This window comes from Chitinophaga sp. 9-1-y (genome assembly GCF_059511905.2).
In genome coordinates, this window is sequence record NZ_CM197955.1 from 1618385 (window position 1) to 1640124 (window position 21740).

A 21740-nucleotide genomic window follows, 5' to 3' on the forward strand; every position below is an offset into this window, starting at 1 on the left:
GATTTTCATTCGTTCGGTCACTTGGCGGGAAATATGAAGATAATAAAAAATGTGAGAGTATTCGAATTAAATATTTAATAATACGTATGGTAGACTTTGTTAGGAAAGCAGACGTATTACCATCATTACTTTAAATCAATCCGTATGAAAATATTCCAGCAACCGGTACAACTACATCAAAGAAAGAGAGGATTTCACCTGATCACAGCCGAACTGGTACAGGCATTTCCACAACTCGCGGAAATAAGAACAGGGATGTTGCAGGTATTTATCCAGCATACTTCAGCGGCATTGACGATCAATGAAAATGCAGATCCCACAGTGCGACTGGATTTTGAAATGTACTTCAGCAAAACAGTACCGGAAAACGATCCGGCTTATTTGCACGACGATGAAGGACCGGACGATATGCCGGCTCACCTGAAAGCGAGTTTGTTAGGTAGTTCGGTGATGATCCCGATCCGGAATGGCCGGCTGGCACTGGGTACCTGGCAGGGCGTATATTTATGTGAGCACCGCAATGATGGCGGCCCGCGTAGATTGATGCTGACCGCCTGGGGAGAATAATATTATCTTTCGAGCCACTTTTTGTAGGCCACCCGCATACAATGTCCACAGGGACGGTACCCGTTTTGCCAGGCTTCCGCTTCATCTGCGAAGAAAACACGATTGGATGTTTTCATGCGCTTACCGGAGGCACAGGAAAGGGTTCCGTATATTTTGAGCGACTGATTACCTCCCAGTTTGATGGCTCCCCGGTGAATCAGCTTACCCAGTTGTATCCGTGATATTTTTTCATGATACACCATATTGTTTCATTTTATCAGCTCAGCGCATCGTGGAAAATGATGCCTAATGTATGCCGGTTACCACTGTGTACCGGGCTAACCCCATGTTTCATATTTACGCGGTAGTAGCCTTTGCTGCCTTTTACCGGCCGGAAGTTGGTGGTGAATATCAACAGGTCGCCCCGCTTAGGTTTGAGCACATTGGCTTTAGACTGCGCCCTGGGAATTTGTTCGGTGAGTACAAATTCTCCCCCCGTATAATCTTCTTCCGGCTCATTTAAAAACAGTACTACCTGCATTGGGAAGTAAATGTCGCCGTACAGATCCTGGTGCAGGGTGTTGAACCCGTTGGCCCCATATTTCAATATCAGGATAGTAGGTTTGGTTTGACCATTTTCATGGCAGTAGGTTTTTAATTCCGCATGTGTGGCGGGGAATTTTTTATCGATCTGTAATACCTCCATCCATTTATTCGCCACCGGCGCAATAAAGGCGTATACGGTTTCCCGGATGTCGGTAATCAGCGGTGGCAGCGGATATTGAAAGTATTTGTATTCCCCTTTGCCGAAGCGGTATCGTTCCATGACAATCGTTTTCCGGTAAGTATTGTCTGCGTTGTAATCCTGGATCAGGGCATCACATTCCGTTTTTGAGAGCATGCCTTCCGCGAGGGCGTAGCCTTGCTCCAGTAATTGTTCCGTGGTAGCGGACCAGTTGTGCGATAGCAGGCGTTGATGTATATTGTTCATCTGTCATCATTTATATTGAATGGTAAAATTACCCCCGTGTTGCGCGGTAGAAAACCCGGTTCTTGCGGTGTTGGGGAAAACAGGTACTGGTGTTTTTTAGGGTAAACGTTGTGTTTTTTTACAGGCGGTTATTACACAGGGGCAAGAATGATGTAATCTTGTAACCGATCAATGAATCATTAGTATGTTGAAAATAGCGATCATCAGCGATATTCACGCCAACTTGCCGGCGTTGAGGGCGGTGCTGGAGGATATAAGGTTATCCGGAGCAGACCAGGTGTATTGTTTGGGCGACTTAACAGATGCTGCGCCCTGGCACAATGAAGTAATTACGCTGATCAGGAGCCGGCACATGCCGGTGATCATGGGGAATCATGATGAACGTATTGCGTATGATCATCCGGTAGTGCCACTTAGTAAGCACAGTAAAGAGGAGCAGGCTGCACGGAACATTGCTATCCAGTATACAAAAGATAGTATTACAGTTGCCAACAAAGCGTTCCTGGCCGATTTACCCCGTTTTATAAAATTATATTTCCATGGTATTACCTTCCTGTTAGTGCATGGCAGTACCCGGAGTAATGATGAGTATATCTATGAGCAGCATGATGCGGAGGATATATTAAGTATGTTAAACGATTTTCAGGCAGATGTATTAATCACGGGTCATACGCATATATCGTATATACGGCCATTGCCTTTGGCAGGCAAGATGGTGCTGAATACAGGATCAGTGGGCAGATCTAAAGAGCCGGACCGGCTGGCGACCTATTTGCAGTTAACGATTAGCGTCGACGGGGTAATACCGGAGATCCGTAAGGTAGACTATCCGGTGGAAGCTACCATTACAGGGATCCGCAATAGTCCTGTGCCTGATTTTTATGCGAACGTTTTGGCGGGTAAGGAGTAATGTTTATGCCATCACGACAAGTTCTTTCAGGGTGTTATACAATTGTTCCATATTTACGGGCTTGCTTAAAAAGCCATCTGCTCCGGAAGCGATAACTTCTTCCCTTACTTCGCTGTAGCAGTTGCCGGATACCAGGATAAACGGAATTTGCCGGAGTGTTCTGTCGGCTTTAAATTTCGCCAGCATTTCTATGCCACTTACATGTGGCATGATCATGTCCATCAGGATTACGTCGGGCTGATGCAAAGTGGCTTTGGTAAAGCCTTGCGGGCCTGAGTCTGCGAGGATTACCTCAATGCCCATGCGTTTGAGTGCCAGTGAAAATGCGAGGTGGTTGAGATGGTCATCGTCGACTACCAATACTTTAAGGCCGCTGAGTAAGGAGTAGTCGATTACTGTATTAGCGCTGGGCGGCGGTGCAATACTTTCTACAGGCAGTTGCAGGGTAAACATGCTGCCGCCGCCGTCTGTGTTATCGGAAACGGTTAAGTCGCCCCCCATCATACGTGCCAGGTGTCGCGCAATGGGAAGTCCCAGTCCGCTTGATTCCGTTTGTTGTCCCTGTTCGCTTACATACGGATCAAAAATATGTTCCTTTTTATCTGCCGAAATGCCTGCTCCCTGGTCCGTTACTGACAGGCGGAGCTGGTTGTTTTTCATCACTGCCTGTACTGTAATGATAGACCGGAAGGTGGTAAACTTAATGGCATTGCTGAGGAGGTTAACGATGATGGTGCGAAGTTTTGATTTATCTGCCAGGATATATTCGGGCAGGTTATCGCTGAAGGCAATATTAATATGTACGGATCTTCTTTTGGCGAGATATTCATAGGTATCGCAGAGTTGTTGTATCCAATCGGTGAACAGGAAGGGAGATTTACTGATTTCATCTTTCCCGGCTTCAATCTTTGACCAGCCAAGGGCGTTGCTCATCACGAGCTGCATATCCTGGCAGGCGAAGTGAACCGCTTCCAGGTGGGCAATGCCTACCTGGACGGTTCGTTTGCCCCTGTCGGCAGTTTCAATATAGTTTTGCAGGATACTGTTCACAACATTCAGGGGTGACCTGATTTCATGGGTGGTTTCCCGCACGTAGATGCGCATGGCCTGGTTGGTTTTGTCCAGTTGGTTCACCAGCAGTTGCAGCTGTTTATTCTGAAAGCGGCTTTCCCGGGTAAAGTAATACAGGGCGGTGCCGTTCAGGAAGGTGGCGGCCAGTATCACCAGCCAGTGCAGGCCGGCTTCGGTGTCTTTCGTTAATACCAGTGGCGGAATAATGCCCCGCCGGTAATTCATTTCAATGAGCAACAGCATGGCTGCACTGGTGGTTAAAACGATGACCTGGGCCAGTGGCCGGTGAAATACCAGGAATACACAAAACGCGAGGAAGGGAGCAAACAGGTAGATCTGGGAAGCAGGCCCTAATATAATACCGAAATACCAAATAGACAGGCTGTGTAGCAGGAACATGAGCTGCTGCCCGTATTCCGGTTTGCTGTACCGGGTAATTAGCAGGATAGACATAAAACAGGCGCTTTCTGCCAGTGCCGGGTACAGGATGCTTTTATACCCTGTCATATAATAGAGTAAGCAGCCCAATACCAGGGCAAGTAAACTGGCTCCAATGGCCAGGGAATTAACAATCTTTATAATCCGTTCCGTTGTTTCCGCTGCTTCAGCACTCTGACTGGTTGTCCTGGGTAGTGTAGTAGTCATTTCCATAGTTTTCCAGGTTTTCGAATACAAAATGGGGTGCAGATCATAGTTTACTGTTTGCATTCAAGGTAGAAGAATGCAGATTATCAAGTGTAAATTCTTTGTTAACAACATAGTTGTTTTACGAGAAGTTTAAAGTTATCCATGGAAGATCTTCACAAGAAACGCACATTTTTAACGGGGTTATAAACAATATGAACTTATATTGTTTATAAGTTATATGTTAAGGTTGTTTTTTGTACCTGGTAATTTTAGTACGTTATCCTGATTATTTTCAGGAATAATAACGTATACGCATCAACGTATTATTCTCCCTGCGCAATCCGGAAAAATTCCCGTCATTAAAAATTCCCGATGTCGAAAATGGTTTGTTAATTTTTCTGATACTTTTGCCACAGCAATTAAATACCTATAGTCATTACTGTATGTGAACGCCTGCTACAGGGCGGGGCTATACCTTTTCTACACATACACACGGAATTAAGCAAACACAGGACAACAGGCACCTGCGGGTGACTATTGCCGTACGGGAAAAATTTAAAAGACCATTTAAAATGTACATCAGAAAACTATTGCTGACAAGCATATTGTTATGCCTTGTCCTCTACACCTATGCCCGAAAAGATACTACCACTACTGTGAGTGGATACGTTAAAGATGCTGCTGGTAAAGCAGTAGTAGGTGCGTCCGTACAACTGGAACCTGGCCACGGCAGCAGCGTGGCAGATGCTGCGGGATATTTCACGATCACCCGGGTAAAGCCAGGTAAATATATGTTGCGTATTTCCATGGTGGGATTTTCTCCCATAGCCCGGAAAACAGAAGTAAAAGCGGGAGAGCATAATCAGCTTCAGCTTACGCTGATGCCGGCAGTAAGTGAAATAAATGCTGTATCAGTAATCGGGCGTTCCGCCAGCCAGGAAGTGAACCGGCAGGCCTTCAATGTTACCGCGATTGACGCTAAAAAACTGTACAATTCCACGCTCGATATTTCTCATGCACTGGACCGCGTTTCGGGCATACGGGTGCGCGAAGACGGCGGCCTGGGCTCCCGGATGAACTTTTCTCTCAACGGGTTTACCGGCCGCCAGGTAAAGTTCTTTCTCGACGGCGTTCCTATGGATAACTTCGGCTCTTCTTTTCAGTTGAATAATATTCCTATCAACCTGGCAGAAAGGGTAGAAGTATATAAAGGCGTGGTGCCGGTATGGCTTGGAGCTGATGCCCTGGGGGGCGCTATCAACATTGTTACCAGCAACAGCAAACGTAGCTATGTGGATGCATCTTATTCCTTTGGCTCCTTCAATACACACCGCTCCGCCGTAAATGCAGGTTATACTTCCCAATCCGGCTTTACCGTACAACTGAATGCATTTCAGAATTATTCCGATAATAATTATCGTGTACGCGTTGACGTAGCCGACCTGGTAACCGGTGAATATTATCCCCGTCAATGGGTACGGCGGTTTCACGATACTTATCATAATGAAACAGTGATGGCTAACGTAGGGGTGGTAGGAAAGAAGTATGCAGATAAATTACTCTTCGGTATCACCATGGGGCAAAACTATGCGGAAATACAAACCGGCGCCAGAATGGTCACTGTTTTTGGAAACTGGCACCGCCATGGTAATATCATCATGCCCAGCATAAAATACCAGGTGAAAGACCTGTTTGTAAAAGGACTGAATTTCAGCTTAACCGGTAATTATAACCTGGGTAAGGAGAATAACATAGACACGGTGGACCGTCGCTATAACTGGTATCAACAATATGTGCCACATGCCGGCGGAGAAAGAGACCGGAGCATGTATCAATATTCCAATAACAACGGCTTAGGTACCGCTAACCTGAGTTACCGGCTGGATGCACATCATTCCTTTGTACTGAATAATGTGTACAGCACCTTCAACCGCAAAGGAACGGATGAGTTGTTCCCATCAGATGAAAAATACCGGCAGCCCAAAAAAGTGAATAAAAATATACTCGGGCTGGGCTATAAATTCGATTATAATGAGAAATGGAATACGTCGTTGTTTGTAAAAAATTATCAGCAGCGTAACCGTTTTTCGCTTGCTTATAATCCCAGTGGTAACTGGGGAGATATTGCCTACCAGCAGATGGAAACGAAATTTAATAAGCTGGGATATGGCGCTGCCACTACTTATTTTTTATTGCCGGCACTACAGTTGAAAACATCATTTGAAAGAAGTTTCCGTTTACCGGAGCCGGAAGAGTTGTTTGGAGATGTGGTGAACCTGGATGGTAACCTAAGCCTGAAACCAGAAACAAGTGACAACTTTAATTTTGGTGTAAACTATCAAACACATATCCGGCAGGCACATCGTTTCAGCTTCGACGCTAATTTCCTTTATCGTAATGCAAAGGATTTTATCCGCCCTGGATTGCAGAATAATCACGGTAAGCAAACCAATTTCAACCAGGCCGCCGTTACCAATATGGGGGTAGATGCAGAAGTAAGGTACTCGTTTTTGCAGTTGTTTACCGCCGGATTTAATGTTACCTACCAGAATCTGCGTAACAATACAAAGTATGAAGAAGAGCAGAAGAACGTGAGTCCGCTGTACCGGGATCGCATTCCGAATATGCCGTATCTCTTCGGGAATGCAGATGCTTCACTGTTTTTCCGGAATGTGCTGAAAAAAGGTAATACCCTTACACTGGGCTACAACTTCCTGTATGTACATACTTACTATCTCTCCTGGCCCGGACAGGCCGCTGAAAAACAGGAAATTCCCCGGCAGTTTTGCCAGGACGTGAACATGGTATACAGCCTGGCGAATGGCCGGTACAATATCGCCGTAGAATGTAAGAACCTGGTAGACAACAGGCTCTATGATAACTTCAGTTTGCAGAAACCAGGTCGTGCCTTCTATGCCAAGCTGAGATATTTTATCAGTAAATAAAACAAAGAACCAAAGGAATGAGAAAAATAACCCAATGCATATTACTGATTGGCAGCATGGCTTTGCCGGGTATTTCATGTGATAAGGAAGACCAGCTGGAGAGTGTTGATTTTGTAGAAGGGGAATTCCAGGGACTGTCCAAATATGTGGTAACGGTAACGCCTATAGGTACTACGGGCATCGCAGACATCCTGCTCACCGCAGATAGTTTGGGTGGCGGATCTATTACCACCGCCCATAACGGTAAAGAGCAAGACGGATCTTATCGTTATTACCTGACACATAAGGGACGTTTTTTTAGTTTGTTGTACGGACAGGGAAACCCGGGCGCCGTGACTACCTATCGTTTCACCCCGGCCGGTAAACTGGTGAAAACGTCCAATTTCCAGACAGAAACCGTGCAGGCATTTACCCGCGTGAATGATGAACTGCTGCTGGTGAAAATACCGAGAAGCGGCGCCAATGAAACCGCTACCATGTATCGCATTGATGCGCTGAAATCAAGAATTGTGGGGAACGACAGCGTTAACATCGTGAAGCTGGCCGCCAATGGAGAACGGGCGCATTTTACCTGGTTTACACAAGTGGGAGATAAAGTGTTTGCACCGTATATGAGTATCAGGGGATGTTGCAATGATGCCTTTGGCACCCAGTACCCCGACAGCAGCTGGATAGCCGTATTTTCTTACCCGGAGCTGAAACTACAGCACATCATCCGGGATAACCGTACCAGTTACCTGGGCGCTTATTTCAACAATGGTTTAGGCGTAATGGAAAATGGGGATGTATATGGTTTTTCGGCTGCTGCTGCTACCAACAATGGGAAAGTGACCACTACCAAACCTTCTGCTGTGTTACGGGTGCTGAAAGGTGCAAAGGAGTTTGACAAAAACTATTTCTTCAACCTGGAAGAGGCATCTGGTGGGCATCATGTGGCCACACAAACTTACCTGGGCGATAACGTGTTTTTGCTGATGATGTATGAGCAACCCAATGCCGTAAGCGGGCGCCTGCGCATGGCCATGGTGAACGTGGTGCGGAAAACCTTTACCTGGGTGAATGGTGCGCCTGCTGAGATTTTAAGTACCTCGGCCGCTTATAACAATAATACATTGTCGACCAATGGGAAAACCGGTTACATCGGTTTAAATACCACTACCGGCAGTTGGGTATATAAAGTAGACATTGCAACGGCAACGGCTACACGTGGTTTAACAGTAGAAGGAGGCAAAATTACCGCGATTACCAAAGTGGAATATTAATCATCTGTTTAAGCAGGGAAGAAAATGAATAGTTCAAAAAAATCGACCAGGAAGAAAACCCAATTCCGGTCGTTGTTTTACCGCATTTCCGCCTGGCTGCATTTGTGGCTGGGGCTGGTGTCCGGCATCGTTGTTGTGATCATTTGTATTACCGGTTGCATCTATGTATTTAATGAAGAAATTACCAGCTGGATGGAACCGGAGGCCAATATCCCGGTACAATCACAGGCCCTGATTACGCCCTCGCAGGCCATGGCGGTGGCGGAAAAAGTGTATCCCGGGAAATCGGTAGGATACCTCCTGTATAAAGAAGGTAAAGCGGTAGAAGCGAATATTGGCGGACGACGTGGCGGCTCTACGCTGAAGCTGCATCCCTATACCGGCGCGGTGATCAGCAAGGTAGCCCGCAAAGAGGGAGAGGTGAATTTTTTTCGTTGGGTATTGAATGGGCATCGCTTTCTTTGGTTGCCGTACAAAATAGGGCGCCCGATTATCAACTACAGTACGCTGGTTTGTGTAATTACCCTGATCAGCGGGTTGGTATTGTGGTGGCCCAAAAAATGGAATAAAAGTACCCGCAACCAAAGCTTTAAAATAAAATGGGGCGCCAGTACCAAACGTGTCAACTACGACTTACATAATGTACTGGGTTTTTACGCATTGTTGCTCCTTTTCGCAATTGGGGTGACCGGCATGGTGTACGGACTGGAATGGTGGAGTAAAGGGCTGTATTGGGCTACTTCCGGGGGTAAAAGCCTCCCTGGGTTTGTGGAACTGAAATCAGATTCCTTACAGGCAGGGAAACATCATTTTGACAACCTGGGGCAAAAGATGGATATCTCCTGGAAAAAGACTATTGGCAAGCATCCGGAGGCAGCCGGTTTTTATCTTGGCCTGCCGGATACCACTAAAAGCGAGGCGACGATAACCGTGATCGTGTATCCTTCCAGGGGGCAATATTACAACAACCGTCGTTACGCATATGATCAGCATACCCTGGAACCACTTAGCGGCAACAAACTATATGAACAGTCATATGCCGAAGCGGATTTCGCCGGCAAGTTGCGGCGTATGAATTATGACATTCATGTAGGCAGCATACTGGGCTTACCGGGTAAGTTCCTGGCGTTTTTTGCCAGCCTGATTGGTGCTACTTTACCTGTTACCGGGTTTATTATCTGGTGGGGAAAAGGCCGGAAGAAGAAGTCAGCGCCAGCCGGGAAAAAAGTCCGGGTGGCTGAAGTATAATTTACAATCCGTCGTAGATTTGAACGGGGCAGCATCTTCGGATGCGCCCCTTTTTATGCATTAAATGAGTAGCCTACACCGCGACAGATACCCCGATTGCGGAATTTTGTACCCTGAAATGCCCATATCTGCCCATAAAAGTACCGGTACGATTTTTTCGCAGTAATGGGTAAAAGTAAAGGTATGATGGAAAAGATTAACCAGGTATCTGATAATGCGAAAGTGGTGCTTTCCCTGATACAAGCCATTAACGAGGAAGATTTCGATGCTGCGGAGCATTTTGCAAAAGAAGATATGACCTTTGAAGGCGTACTGGGCACCCGGCAGGGAGCCGCCGCTTATTTCGGGGATATGAGGAAAATGAAGCTGAAATATGACGTACAGAAGGTGTTTGTAGACCAGGAAGATGTATGCCTGTTCTATTCACTCACCATGGAAGGTAAAACCGTTTTTGGCTGCGGCTGGTACCACCTGGATGCAGGTAAGGTTACCTCACTGAAGGTAATTTTTGATCCCCGGCCTTTCCTTTAACGGGGAACGACTTTTACTAGTAACGCCACCGTTCCAATAATGGTGGCGTTTTTATTGTAACATAGGAAGAACCCGATTTTTTATCTATCTTGCTTTAATAATATAAACCATATGCACCGCATTTATTCCAGTACACCTCCTCCTGCTGTTGTTGTTTTCTAAGAAAAATAACCAGCATTTCTTCTGCTTAGCCGCTGTTCCGCCTGTCGGAAGCAGCAGGTTTGTTATATCTGTCTAAGTCTGTTTGACCTGGTTATTTTTTCGTGCCCTTTAATTCCCATTTTCTTTTTTATTTAAGCGAAAATAATGACCAGGTATATATTAATGGTTTTCGCCGGGGCGTGCAGCTTTGGCATACTTTCTACATTTGTAAAATTAGCTTACCGCGAAGGGTATACGCCCGCTGAGATATCCGCTACACAAGCCTTTACAGGCATGATGGTATTATGGATACTATGGTGGATATGCCGTAAAAATACAATTGCCATGAATGCGCGGCAGTGGGGTGGCTTGTTGTTAACCGGCGCCAGCATTGGTTTCACCAGTTTCGTGTACTATATATCTGTGGCTTATATTCCGGCTTCCGTAGCCATTGTGGTATTGATGCAGTTTACCTGGATAGGGCTGTTGCTTGAATGGTTGTTATTCGGAAAGCGGCCCTCCTGGCTGCAATTGACCACAACCGCCCTGATTCTCACAGGTACCTGGCTGGGCAGCGGACTGGCCACCGGAGGCTCACTGGCGTTGTCCATTAAGGGATTGCTTTATGCCGGTGCATCTGCCTTTTTGTACGCGGTGTATGTAATTGCCAATAGCCGGGTAGGAAAACAATTAGCGCCATTAGAAAAAGGTGCGGTGATTATGACGGGATCTACGGCTGGTATTTTGCTGGTGAATGCTGCACCGTTGCTGACGAGTACACATTTTGATACGGGGCTGTTGAAATGGGCTTTATTCCTGGCATTGTTCGGTACCATTATCCCTCCGTTATTATTTGCGAAGGGGATTCCCAAAATTGGGGCGGGTATCAGTGCGGTGATCATGACGGCGGAGTTGCCGGTGGCCATTGTTTGTTCTCACCTGGTATTACAGGAACCGGTAAATGGCTGGCAATGGGCCGGCGTAGCTTTGATGTTGTTAGCGATGGTATTGCTTCATAAAGCGCATAAAGCATAAAGCGGAAAGCAAGAAGCCATTGTAGCAGATGATTGTTGCGAGTATCCTGTTCGCACTGTTTATTCGCTACAATGGCTTTTTACTTTATGTCTTCCGCTTTCTGCTATCAATGATAAAAAACGGTAGAGAGTGCCACCAGCAGCAGGCCATAGTCCTTGAATTCCCCACGCATCACCTGTAGTGATTTTCCCATATGCTTTTCTACCGCTTTCACGGAAATGCCTAAACGTTGTGCAATTTCTTTATTGGACAGGTGGTCACGGCGGCTGAGCAGGAATACTTCCCGGCTACGTTCTGTGAGTTTGTCCAGTGCCTGTGTAAATCTTTTTTCCAGCAGTTTGTAATCATATGCATGGTCATTTTCTGCTGTTTTGGTTACGGGGAGATGTTGATGATGCTGCTGATGCAGCAGCGAATTACGCAATTCATTGAGGATGCGGTTGCGCAGGGCGCCGTGAAGGTATGCAGAGAGATTTTGTATGCCGGTAAGTGTAGCGCGTTTTTTATAAAGGGTCGTGAAAATGTCTTGTAGCATGTCTTCCAGCAAGTGAGGTACCGGAAATTTTTTGTATGCATGATTGTACAGGGTGGCAGCATAACGTTGGTACAAGGTTTCGAATGCCTTGTTGTCGTTATTCGCCAGTAGTGCTATTAATGCCTCATCCTGTAATGCAATATACTCCGTCATGCTTACCACTTACGCCGGTATTGTTTTGGTATCCGGCTGCCTATAAAGCGTAAAAGATATAAAAAAATAGGGGGTTCCCGGTAAAAAAGGGTAAAAATAAATTTCAGGATGGGGGTAGGGTAGGTGATAAATGCCGTGTCTATATCAGCAGACAACCAAAATAATGAGTGACCAACAACTGATAGGATTATTGGAAAAATACCTGCAGGGCCATTGTACGGAAGACGAACAAGCGGCGCTGGAATCCTGGTATGAAAAATACAGATCTGCTCAGATACCTGATAGTGGTGATGTGCAGCCGGATTTGCTGCGGATGTACACGGATATTACGGATCGTTTGAAACAGGAAGGAGCGTGGCAGGAGGCTCCGGCTACGATGGTGCGTCGTTCTTCCGCTACATGGTGGAAAATGGCGGCCGCCGCGGCTGTATTGTTGCTGGTAGCAGGTGCCGCCATATGGATGTGGGCGCCCGGAAGTAATCGTCAGCTGGTGCTGGACACGCCGGAAGGTATCCGGAAAAAGGTGTCGCTGGAAGACGGCACCCAGGTATGGCTCAATGTGGGCAGTCATCTTACCTATCCCGCCAACATTGGTAGCAGCAGCCGGGAAGTGTATTTGAAAGGAGAAGCATTCTTCGAGGTAGCGCAAAAAGCGGCGCATCCTTTTGTGATTCACACTGCCGATCTGAATGTGCAGGTGCTTGGCACCCGCTTTAACATAAAAGCGTATGAGGGAGAAGGTAGCATAGAAACCACACTGGTAGAAGGCCGCGTAGCCCTTAGCCGCAACGGTAACAGCCTGGTACTTGAGCCAGGTGAAAAGGCCATCCTGAAAAAGAAGACAACCAGGACCCATGAAGGGACGGTAAACGGGCGTATGGTAGACTGGGGCGATGTATTACTCATCGTGGAAAAAGTAACCCCTAATGTGAGCAGTCAGCAGGTCAGTGAACTGGTATGGATGGACGACCGGCTGGAGTTTAAAGATAAAACCTTCCCGGAGCTGGTAAAGCTGATGAGCCGCTGGTACAATCGCAAAATTATATTAACAGATACGTTCCCGTCAGATTATAAATTCAAGGGCACTTTTAAGAAAGAAACTGTCACCGACGTCCTGAAAGCATTACAGGTAACGGCCGATTTTAATTATACGATAAAAGGAGATACTATTTACATACATCATTAATCAACCAGATCACAAAAACAGTAACACGATGAAAAACAATACACCGATTCCACTGGAACCTGTATAACACACTCTTTCCGCCAAAAAAAGAGGGAAGTGTCGCCACACCTCCCTTTTAAAAGCTAAACATGGAACGAAACAAATAGTCCGTGCGGGATTTTATTGTTTCAAATGTCTAACGTTCAATTCAAATGTATGAAAAAAACGCTGTGTTTAAAAACAGCCCTTTCCAACTATTTAGTGAGAAAAACATTCTTGTGTATGAAGCTTTGCCTCATCCTGATTACGGCTTTCATTCTACAGGCGCGTGCCGATGTGCATTCACAGAGTCGGTTTACGCTTAACAGCCGGCAAATTGCCTTGCATAAGCTGCTGGAGTGGGTGGAAACCAAAAGCGACTACCGTTTCCTGTACAACTACAAAACCTTTCCGAAAGATGAAAAGGTAGATGTGAATTTCAAAGAAGCCACCCTTCCTGAAATCCTGGACCAGGTGCTGGACAAAAACTTTCGCTATAAAATGCTGGAAGGTGGACTGGTGGCTATCTCTGAGAGTAGGGCGGACATAACAGTATCAGGTAAGGTAATGGCGGAAAATGGTCAGGAGTTACCCGGCGTGAGTGTGCAGTTGAAGGGTACCAGTAAAGGAACTGCTACCGATGTGGATGGTAATTTTAAAATGACCGTACCGGAAAATGGTATCCTGGTGATTTCCTATCTCGGGTATGAAACCAAAGAAGTACCGGTAAAAGGGAATACCCAGTTACAAATCAGGCTGAAGGCGGCGGAATCGGGCCTCAACGAGGTAGTGGTATTGGGCTACGGACAAAAACAAACCAGGCAGAGTATCACTGGTGCAGTATCCAGCATCCAAACAAAAGAGCTGAAACAAAGCCCGGTGGCTAACTTATCCAATGCCCTGGCCGGAAGGCTTCCGGGATTGATCACGGCACAACATTCGGGTCGCCCGGGTAGTGATGATTCGCAGCTGTTCATCCGTGGTATTGGTACTACCGGCGCCACTAACCCGCTCGTGGTGATTGATGGTTTGCCCAGGGGGGATGCTAATATTGGCCAGCTGGACCCCAATGAAATAGAATCCGTTTCTATCCTGAAAGATGCCTCCTCTACTGCCTTGTATGGGATACAAGGCGCCAACGGAATCGTACTGGTGACCACCAAACGTGGAAAGGATGGACCTCCCAATATCCAGGTAAACATGCAATACGCCTTGCAGCAGCCTACCAATTTCCCCCGCTTCCTCAGCTCTTATGAGTCTGGAGTATTGGAAAATGAAGCTGCTAAAAATGATGGCATGCCTGCTGTATTTACGGACCAGGAATTGGAATATTATAAAACCGGCCTGAAACCATATGATTACCCCAACACCGACTGGTACAGTGAAATGATCCGGAAAAATTCGCCGCAGAAAACACTGAATATTAATATCGGCGGTGGATCCAAGTATGTAAAATATTTTGTTTCCGGCTCTTACCTGCGCCAGGAGCCTATTTACAACCACGCCAATGAGAACATTTATGGCATCAAATATAAATACGATCGTTTCAACTTCCGCTCTAACGTAGATATTACACTGGATAAAAATACGACGCTGCAGGTAGACCTGGCATCGCGACTGGAGAACAGAACCAGTCCTTCCGGCGACCGTGGTAATAATGAATTTTTCTGGGTGGTATTATCACAGATGACCAATCGCCTTACGCCGCGGCTCAACCCCAACGGTAGTATAGCTTCCGGCACCATGCGCGAGGATTTTTACAATCCTTATGGCATCATCACCCGCAACGGCTACCTCGATGCCTACTGGCATAGCACCAATGGTAGTGTGGCATTGACGCGTAAGCTGGATTTTATTACGCCCGGCCTGAAAGTAAAAGGTCTCTTTACTTTTGAAAACTATGGTGATATCAACTTTGCACTGGACCAGGAATTTGATTCCTGGCGCTATAAATCCACTCCCGGTGGAGACGGCACCTATACCCAACACCGCAAAGCTACCAGCTTACAGCGCTCTGGCTATTCCAGCGGAGAAAGATATTACTACTACGACCTGAAACTCATGTACGACCGCGATTTCGGTAAACATGCTGTCAGCGGTTTGCTTCTCTTTAACCGTAACTATCGTTCCCAGTCGGGCAACCTGCCACGGGTATACGAAGGGTATGTGGGAAGAATTGCCTATAACTATGCCACCAAATACTACCTGGAATTCAATGCCGGCTACAATGGATCTGAGAACTTCCCTTCGGGCAAGCGCTATGGATTTTTCCCTGCCATTTCTGCTGCATGGGTAGTAAGCCAGGAAAATTTTATGAAAGATCAACATGCATTCAGCTTCCTGAAAATGCGATTCTCACACGGATATGTGGGTAACGACCAGGTGAACGGAGGTCGTTGGTTGTATTTATCTGACTACTCCCGTGGTGGTGGATTTACCTTTGGTAGCGTGGCTTCCGGCGTAGGGGGCTATTATGAAAACAGGATTGGCAATACCGCCATTACCTGGGAGAAGGCCGCCAAAACAGACCTTGGCATAGAAACCGGCTTCCTGAAAGATCAGCTGAAATTTTCTGTGGACTTCTTTAATGAACTGCGTAAAGATATCCTCGTAGCGGCCCGCACTATCCCCGGTTATATGGGTATTACAGCAGACCTGAACAGAAATATGGGACGTATCCAGAACAGAGGGATAGAAGCAGAATTAAATCTCAACGCCAACGCGGGACAGGTAGGCTTATTTGCAAAACTGAATTACCAGTTTGTGAAAAATAAAATCCTGGAACTGGATGAACCCAAGCTGGCCTACCCTTACCAGAGCCAGATAGGACTGCCTATCGGCTACGACCTGGGATATATTGCAGAAGGACTGTTCCAGAGCCAGGACGAAATCAATAAAAGCCCCAGACAAACCTTTGCCCCATTGATACCTGGTGATATCAAATACAAAGATCTCAATGACGATGGCAAAATTGACGAGGCCGACAGAACTATGTTACCGATGTTGAATGTTCCTACCGGCTATTTCGGCGCCACCTTCGGCATTGATTATAAAGGGATAGATGTGAGTGTGTTGTTCCAGGGTGCTACGGGTGGCCGTCAGATCTATTCTTCGCAGCTCACCGCCAACTACCGCGAAAGCTATCGTCCTATTCACGAGGGCAGATGGACACCGGAAAATGCTGCCAACGCAACGTTCCCGGCCCTGCACCTTTCAGAAAGCAACATGGCCAATAATTTCGTGAGCTCTACGTACTGGATCAGAAAAACAGATTACGTGAAGTTAAAGAATGCGGAAATCGGCTATCGCTTACCTGCTCATTTATTGAAAAGAGTAAAAATAAAGAGCGCGCGCATTTATGTGAATGGTATGAACCTGATTAGCTGGGATAATGTAAAAGACCTGGGTATAGATCCGGAATCCAACACCGGCGGACGCTGGGGCTGGCAACCTTATCCGATTATGCGTATATATAACGCAGGTATTACAATCAATCTTTAATCACGGGAGATAAATTATAATGATGAAAAAGGTATTCATAAAAACAGGGATCGCTGCCGTGCTGCTGTGTGCAACTGCCTGCAGTAAAAATTATCTCGACAGGAAGCCCAGTGACCTGATCACAGAAAAGGAAGTATTTTCCAATATTGAAAATACGGAAGGCTTTGTCAATACCATTTACCAGAGCTTACCGAATATGTTTAAACCAGGGTCTGCCTGGGGTTTAAACAGTGCTACAGATGAAACCAACCAGAGTATTGATAACTCTGCTTCTTATCCCGATGCAGGTAATTTCAACACCGGATCTATGAGTCCGTCGAATTTCCCGATGTCTGATTTGTGGAGCAGTTATTATGGAAAAATCCGCGCCTGCAATAAATTCCTGGCTAACTACGACCTGGTGCCCATGGATCCTAACTATCCGGAACGCCGTGGCCGCCTCAAAGGAGAAGTGTTGCTGTTACGTGGATATTATTACTTTGAGCTGATGCGTTCCTGGGGCGGATTACCTTTGTTGTTGACGGAAAAGAGTCCTTTTGATGATCCGGCCAGCCTTTACTATAAACGTAACAGCATCGACGAAGTAACTGCCAGCATATTGAAAGATCTGCAGGAAGCCGGTGCGTTGTTGCCGGTTACTTATGCCGACCGGCCATCTAACTGGGGGCGTGCCAGCAAAATGATTGCCATGGCACTGGAAGGACGTGTACGTTTGTTTTATGCCAGCCCATTGTTTAATCCCGGCAATGACGCTACCCGCTGGCAACAGGCGGCGGTAGCGTGTCGCGCTGCATTAGATACGGCTGTCATCAACGGCTATACGCTGAACGATAACTACAGCGATATTTTTACGCAGTATTTTAATCGTGAAGTGATCTGGAGCCGCCCGGCGCCCGGTGCTTTCGGCGATGGTGGCATCGACCGCGAAATGAATCCCCGCAGTGCCAACGGTTATGGCAACGTTACACCCTTACAGGAGTTGGTAGATGATTATGAAATGAAAGTTACCGGTTTGCCAATTACGGATCCTGCTTCCGGCTATGTTGCGCAAAGACCTTACGAGGGAAGAGATCCCCGCTTTTATGCTACCATCCTGTATCCTGGCGCTACCTGGAAAGGAAAGGTCCTTGATCCCAATGGTGCGGATGCACCCCGTTCCGGACAAATTTCCACTAATTACTGGCAGCGTAAATACCTGCTGCCTTCGGTGGATCTGTTTTCCGGTACCGGTGGAAGCGATCGTAAATGGGTGCTGATCAGAACCGCAGAACTGTATCTCAACTATGCAGAGGCACAGAATGAGGCTACAGGCCCGCAGGCAGATGTATACAATGCGCTGAACGCGATACGTGCCCGGTCCGGGATGCCAGCTTTCAGTGGTGGTGATAAGGCATCTTTGCGCGCTAAAATCCGTCATGAGAGAAGGATAGAGCTGGCGCTGGAAGATCATCGCTTCTGGGATGTTCGCCGCTGGAAAATAGCTGAACAGGTAGATAATAAAGATGTACATGGCGTAGCCGTTTCCGGTACCGGAAATGTTACCTATACTTATCCCGTGATAGAGAAACGCGTATTTGATGCAAGTAAAAATTACTGGTTGCCTGTTCCGCAAAGCGAGATCGACAAGGTGAGTGGCCACAATTCAGGCTTCACACAAAATCCGGGTTGGTAACTGTCACTGTTTCACTTAAACAAGAACGAATGAAAACTATATTATATCGTTTGCAAATACTGTTGCTGATAGTGGTAGCAGCTGCCTGTAAAAAAGACAAGGGTTTTGTGCACGACAACAATGCCCCGATTTTAGTAGATAAATTTACGCCTGAATCGGGAGCCGCGGGCACAGAAGTGCTCATCTACGGCAGCAATTTCACCACGGATACCGCCGCGGTAAGCGTGACCGTAAATGGTGTAAAAGCATTGGTAGAAGGAGTTATCGGCGATCATATCCTCATGGTAATACCGGAAAAAGCAGGTAGTGGTAAAATCACCGTCACCATTAATGGAAAAACAACTACCACAGCAAAGGAATTTGGATATATTACCTCTTATAAAGTAAGCACGCTGGCCGGCAATGGGGCCGCGGGTTTTGCAGATGGAAAAGGCATTTTCTCCTCTTTCAATTTTGGTAAAAGATGTGGGTTGGATGTAGATGCTGCTGGTAACGTGTACGTAGCAGATGGCGATAACCGCCGGGTACGTAAGATAGCGCCGGATGGTACCGTGACTTCGCTGGCAGGCAATGGCAACTGGGGCTATATGGAAGGTAAGGGAGAAACTGCACAGTTCTCACTCCCCCTGGACGTGGCGGTAGACAAAGACGGTACCGTGATTGTAGCAGATCCGGCCGACTGGACCATCCGCAGGGTGACCGCCGATGGTACTACTTCCCTGATTGCGTGGGGAGAGGCCTGGGGAATAGGTATTGATAAACGTAATGGCAATATCTATTATGCCAATGCCCGTGGTTCCGGGAGTATTTTCCAGGTAACACCTGCAGGTACTGCCACCGAGATTATTAAGAACCTTGTTTATCCCGTAGATGTAGCCGTAGATGATAAAGGCAACCTGTATGTATCAGAGAATGGTACTTCTATGATTAAGAAGTTTGCTGCTGATACCTGGGAGCCTACGGTGATTGCAGGTGCCGCTTACCAAACTGGCCTGGTGAATGGAACAGGCGCTGCGGCGCGTTTTGATTATCCATGGGCGATTGCCGTAGATGCAAACAACAACCTGTTTGTAGCGGGTAATGGTACCGGCGACGGTTCTTCTGTGAACACCAACCAATGCATTCGTAAAATCACCGCCAACACCTGGGATGTGACTACTTATATTGGTGGCAGTACCGCCGGATTTGCAGATGGTGCGGGTGCTTCCGCACTGTTTAATGCACCTACCGGTGTAGCGGTAGATAAAAACGGTGTTGTATACGTACTGGACAGAAATAATAACAGGATTCGAAAAGTAATTGGGGAATAAATATGATGAGGTTAAAGAAGATAATATTAGTGGGATGTTTGCTGTTAACGCTCTTTCATGCACGCGCACAGCAACCCGCTCCCTTTAAATGGAATGTGCTTCCGGTAAAAGGATTATTGTTGAGTGTACCGCAACGACAGGACGTACCATTGCTCTGTGATTTTATTAAAAAAGCATTGGTAGCAGAAGGAGTGAATACATTGGCATTGAGAATTGAATTGGCCTACAAATTTAAATCTGATCCCGAAGTAGCGGAGTGGAACGGGATTACCGAAGATGATCTGAAACAGATTGTACAGGCCTGCAAAGAAGCGGGGATCCGGTTTATTCCGACAATGAACCTGTTGGCGCATCAATCAGAACAAACGGAGATAGGACCGCTGTTAAAGAAGTATCCACAGCTGGACGAATCACCGGATTATAATCCGCCGGTGCCCTGGAAAAATGGTGGTATGTTCGATTTCTACAGTAAATGCCTTTGTACACAGCATCCGGATTTATTGAAAGTCATTTTTCCTTTGGTAGATGAGCTGATTGATGTATCAGGTGCGGATGCTTTTCACGTGGGCCTGGATGAAGCCTGGATTATCGGGTACAATAAATGTCCACGCTGTGGTGGCAAAGACCCGGCGGAATTATTTGGGGCCTATGTAACGGCCCTGCATCAGCATCTCAAAGAAAAAAAATGCCAGATGTGGATGTGGAGTGATCGCCTGATAGATGGTAAGGAAACCAACCTGCTGGCCTGGCAGGCAAGTATGAACAATACCGCCAGGGCGATAGATATGATACCGAAAGATATTATGATTTGTGACTGGAAGTATGAAGATGCACCTCCTACGCCTGCCTATTTTGCGGTGAAAGGATTCCAGGTGTTGCCTTCTTCGTGTGGTAAAGTATCTTCTGCAATGGCGCAGTTGGAGCAGGTATATGCCGCCCGCAAAAATGGGCTGCAGGCCGATTTCTCCCGTACGCTGGCGGAACGTATGCCCGGCATATTTGAAACTATGTGGGTCAATACCAAAGAGTTTATAGATGGCTATTACGGGCGTAAAGGCGTACGTCCGGGAACGATGGACAACGTAAACACCTTTAAGGCATTGTTTGCCGAAATAAGGAAGAAAGAGAAATTATAAAAGAGCAGAAAGCTTAAAGCAGAAAGCAAAAAGCTATTTTAGCGGATGATCAATGCGGATTTTGTCTTTGTACAGGATTATACTGATTATACTGATTTTTATATTTGATTTTTATATTTAGAAAAATATAGGAACCCTGACGAGGATATACCCGCTAAGATCTTTTCCTATCTTCTAGAATCAAAAAAACAAAAATCAGTATAATCAGTATAATCCTGTACAAAGACAAAATCCGCGTTGATCATCCGCTAAAATAGCTTTTTGCTTTCTGCTTTAAGCTTTCTGCTCTTTTTATATATCTTTGGCCTCAACCAAAGTAAGAGAGAAACGCCTGAGGAGCGAAGTGGTATGCCTGATGAACGCGATATCTGGAAGAAATTTTGTGCCGGTGAACAAGCTGCATTCCGCGAATTATATGATACATATTATTCGCGCATGTTTGTTTGGGGCTGTAAATGGCTGGATGGTGACACGGCTTTCGTGAAAGATCATCTGCACGATTTTTTTATTTATCTCTGGGAGAAGCGCGCCAATTTATCGTCCGATATCAACGTATCGGCTTACCTGCTCACCGCCTTTAAACGTCGTTTAATTGAGCAATGGGGGCGGAAAAAGAAGCTGACAGACGTTAGCAGCCTGATTAACCTTTCCGCCGACGGGGAGGAAGATACCGATATTTTCACTGCACAGTTTAACCGCATCCAACAGGCCTTACAAACATTAACCCCGGCGCAAAGGGAGGTCATTGAGCTTCGTTTCCTCCAAAATATGTCCCTCCAACAAATTGCAGATGCCAAAAATACCAGTCTCCGTACGGTCTATAATCTTACCCACAGGGCGATTGTACAACTCCGGCAGGAGGTGGGTAAAAAAAATATTTTTTTTCTGTGGTAAATCCAACCCGCTTTCCCCTCTGTATAGA

17 protein-coding genes are annotated in these 21740 nt (G+C 46.4%); 13 read left to right on the top strand and 4 right to left on the bottom strand.

Features of this window, described 5'->3' with window-relative positions:
- Positions 1-144: 144 nt before the first annotated feature.
- The gene (locus AC5ZC7_RS06425; RefSeq protein ID WP_496160417.1) at positions 145-567 is read left to right on the top strand and encodes a secondary thiamine-phosphate synthase enzyme YjbQ; all 423 of its coding nucleotides are present in this window, start codon (positions 145-147) and stop codon (positions 565-567) included.
- Between the two features lie 2 nt (positions 568-569).
- Here the strand turns inward: AC5ZC7_RS06425 and AC5ZC7_RS06430 are convergent, their stop codons facing one another.
- Together AC5ZC7_RS06430 and AC5ZC7_RS06435 are read right to left on the bottom strand one after the other, a co-directional pair.
- Positions 570-809 (bottom strand): Ada metal-binding domain-containing protein, encoded by a 240-nt coding sequence (locus AC5ZC7_RS06430; protein WP_496160416.1) that lies wholly within the window; start codon positions 807-809, stop codon positions 570-572.
- Between the two features lie 14 nt (positions 810-823).
- Complete coding sequence (locus AC5ZC7_RS06435; RefSeq protein WP_496160415.1) at positions 824-1537, bottom strand: 2OG-Fe(II) oxygenase; 714 nt, start codon at positions 1535-1537, stop codon at positions 824-826.
- 184 nt (positions 1538-1721) lie between these two features.
- On the opposite strand from AC5ZC7_RS06435, the gene AC5ZC7_RS06440 reads away from it, so the two are divergent.
- On the top strand, positions 1722-2447 hold the full coding sequence (locus AC5ZC7_RS06440; protein WP_496160414.1) for a metallophosphoesterase family protein: 726 nt from the start codon (positions 1722-1724) through the stop codon (positions 2445-2447).
- Positions 2448-2450: 3 nt separating this feature from the next.
- On the opposite strand, the gene AC5ZC7_RS06445 is transcribed toward AC5ZC7_RS06440, so the two are convergent.
- Positions 2451-4169 (bottom strand): ATP-binding protein, encoded by a 1719-nt coding sequence (locus tag AC5ZC7_RS06445; RefSeq protein ID WP_496160413.1) that lies wholly within the window; start codon positions 4167-4169, stop codon positions 2451-2453.
- Between the two features lie 548 nt (positions 4170-4717).
- On the opposite strand from AC5ZC7_RS06445, the gene AC5ZC7_RS06450 reads away from it, so the two are divergent.
- From AC5ZC7_RS06450 to AC5ZC7_RS06470, 5 genes are all read left to right on the top strand, one after another.
- Positions 4718-7090, top strand: coding sequence for a TonB-dependent receptor domain-containing protein (locus tag AC5ZC7_RS06450; protein ID WP_496160412.1), 2373 nt, complete (start codon positions 4718-4720; stop codon positions 7088-7090).
- Positions 7091-7107: 17 nt separating this feature from the next.
- Positions 7108-8352: a DUF4374 domain-containing protein gene (locus AC5ZC7_RS06455; RefSeq protein ID WP_496160411.1), complete on the top strand. Its 1245-nt coding sequence runs from the start codon at positions 7108-7110 to the stop codon at positions 8350-8352.
- A 24-nt stretch (positions 8353-8376) separates the two neighbouring features.
- A complete protein-coding gene (locus tag AC5ZC7_RS06460; protein ID WP_496160410.1) occupies positions 8377-9600 on the top strand; it encodes a PepSY domain-containing protein in 1224 nt (407 codons plus the stop codon).
- A 183-nt stretch (positions 9601-9783) separates the two neighbouring features.
- Positions 9784-10131 carry a nuclear transport factor 2 family protein gene (locus AC5ZC7_RS06465; protein WP_496160409.1) on the top strand — a complete coding sequence of 116 codons (348 nt, stop codon included), beginning with the start codon at positions 9784-9786 and terminating at the stop codon, positions 10129-10131.
- A gap of 306 nt (positions 10132-10437) precedes the next feature.
- Positions 10438-11307, top strand: a complete 870-nt coding sequence (locus AC5ZC7_RS06470; protein ID WP_496160408.1) for an EamA family transporter — start codon at positions 10438-10440, stop codon at positions 11305-11307.
- Positions 11308-11413: 106 nt separating this feature from the next.
- Here the strand turns inward: AC5ZC7_RS06470 and AC5ZC7_RS06475 are convergent, their stop codons facing one another.
- Positions 11414-11995, bottom strand: a complete 582-nt coding sequence (locus AC5ZC7_RS06475) for a sigma-70 family RNA polymerase sigma factor (RefSeq protein WP_496160407.1) — start codon at positions 11993-11995, stop codon at positions 11414-11416.
- A 163-nt stretch (positions 11996-12158) separates the two neighbouring features.
- Between AC5ZC7_RS06475 and AC5ZC7_RS06480 the strand changes: the two genes are divergently transcribed.
- From AC5ZC7_RS06480 to AC5ZC7_RS06505, 6 genes are all read left to right on the top strand, one after another.
- Positions 12159-13181, top strand: a complete 1023-nt coding sequence (locus AC5ZC7_RS06480) for a FecR domain-containing protein (protein WP_496160406.1) — start codon at positions 12159-12161, stop codon at positions 13179-13181.
- A gap of 261 nt (positions 13182-13442) precedes the next feature.
- Positions 13443-16700: a SusC/RagA family TonB-linked outer membrane protein gene (locus AC5ZC7_RS06485; protein ID WP_496160405.1), complete on the top strand. Its 3258-nt coding sequence runs from the start codon at positions 13443-13445 to the stop codon at positions 16698-16700.
- A 22-nt stretch (positions 16701-16722) separates the two neighbouring features.
- On the top strand, positions 16723-18372 hold the full coding sequence (locus AC5ZC7_RS06490; protein WP_496160404.1) for a RagB/SusD family nutrient uptake outer membrane protein: 1650 nt from the start codon (positions 16723-16725) through the stop codon (positions 18370-18372).
- Between the two features lie 29 nt (positions 18373-18401).
- Positions 18402-19682 (top strand): IPT/TIG domain-containing protein, encoded by a 1281-nt coding sequence (locus tag AC5ZC7_RS06495; protein ID WP_496160403.1) that lies wholly within the window; start codon positions 18402-18404, stop codon positions 19680-19682.
- A 2-nt stretch (positions 19683-19684) separates the two neighbouring features.
- Positions 19685-20818: a family 20 glycosylhydrolase gene (locus AC5ZC7_RS06500; protein WP_496160402.1), complete on the top strand. Its 1134-nt coding sequence runs from the start codon at positions 19685-19687 to the stop codon at positions 20816-20818.
- 261 nt (positions 20819-21079) lie between these two features.
- The gene (locus tag AC5ZC7_RS06505) at positions 21080-21712 is read left to right on the top strand and encodes a sigma-70 family RNA polymerase sigma factor (protein ID WP_496160401.1); all 633 of its coding nucleotides are present in this window, start codon (positions 21080-21082) and stop codon (positions 21710-21712) included.
- Positions 21713-21740 lie beyond the last annotated feature (28 nt).

Excerpts from the sequence above, each read along its gene's own strand:
- AC5ZC7_RS06450 (WP_496160412.1), top strand. The coding sequence starts at position 4,718 with ATGTACATCAGAAAACTATTGCTGACAAGCATATTGTTATGCCTTGTC.
- AC5ZC7_RS06455 (WP_496160411.1), top strand. The coding sequence starts at position 7,108 with ATGAGAAAAATAACCCAATGCATATTACTGATTGGCAGCATGGCTTTG.
- AC5ZC7_RS06490 (WP_496160404.1), top strand. The coding sequence starts at position 16,723 with ATGAAAAAGGTATTCATAAAAACAGGGATCGCTGCCGTGCTGCTGTGT.
- AC5ZC7_RS06480 (WP_496160406.1), top strand. The coding sequence starts at position 12,159 with ATGAGTGACCAACAACTGATAGGATTATTGGAAAAATACCTGCAGGGC.
- AC5ZC7_RS06470 (WP_496160408.1), top strand. The coding sequence starts at position 10,438 with ATGACCAGGTATATATTAATGGTTTTCGCCGGGGCGTGCAGCTTTGGC.
- AC5ZC7_RS06435 (WP_496160415.1), bottom strand. The coding sequence starts at position 1,537 with ATGAACAATATACATCAACGCCTGCTATCGCACAACTGGTCCGCTACC.
- AC5ZC7_RS06430 (WP_496160416.1), bottom strand. The coding sequence starts at position 809 with ATGGTGTATCATGAAAAAATATCACGGATACAACTGGGTAAGCTGATT.
- AC5ZC7_RS06485 (WP_496160405.1), top strand. The coding sequence starts at position 13,443 with ATGAAGCTTTGCCTCATCCTGATTACGGCTTTCATTCTACAGGCGCGT.
- AC5ZC7_RS06495 (WP_496160403.1), top strand. The coding sequence starts at position 18,402 with ATGAAAACTATATTATATCGTTTGCAAATACTGTTGCTGATAGTGGTA.
- AC5ZC7_RS06445 (WP_496160413.1), bottom strand. The coding sequence starts at position 4,169 with ATGGAAATGACTACTACACTACCCAGGACAACCAGTCAGAGTGCTGAA.
- AC5ZC7_RS06425 (WP_496160417.1), top strand. The coding sequence starts at position 145 with ATGAAAATATTCCAGCAACCGGTACAACTACATCAAAGAAAGAGAGGA.
- AC5ZC7_RS06440 (WP_496160414.1), top strand. The coding sequence starts at position 1,722 with ATGTTGAAAATAGCGATCATCAGCGATATTCACGCCAACTTGCCGGCG.
- AC5ZC7_RS06475 (WP_496160407.1), bottom strand. The coding sequence starts at position 11,995 with ATGACGGAGTATATTGCATTACAGGATGAGGCATTAATAGCACTACTG.
- AC5ZC7_RS06500 (WP_496160402.1), top strand. The coding sequence starts at position 19,685 with ATGATGAGGTTAAAGAAGATAATATTAGTGGGATGTTTGCTGTTAACG.
- AC5ZC7_RS06465 (WP_496160409.1), top strand. The coding sequence starts at position 9,784 with ATGATGGAAAAGATTAACCAGGTATCTGATAATGCGAAAGTGGTGCTT.
- AC5ZC7_RS06460 (WP_496160410.1), top strand. The coding sequence starts at position 8,377 with ATGAATAGTTCAAAAAAATCGACCAGGAAGAAAACCCAATTCCGGTCG.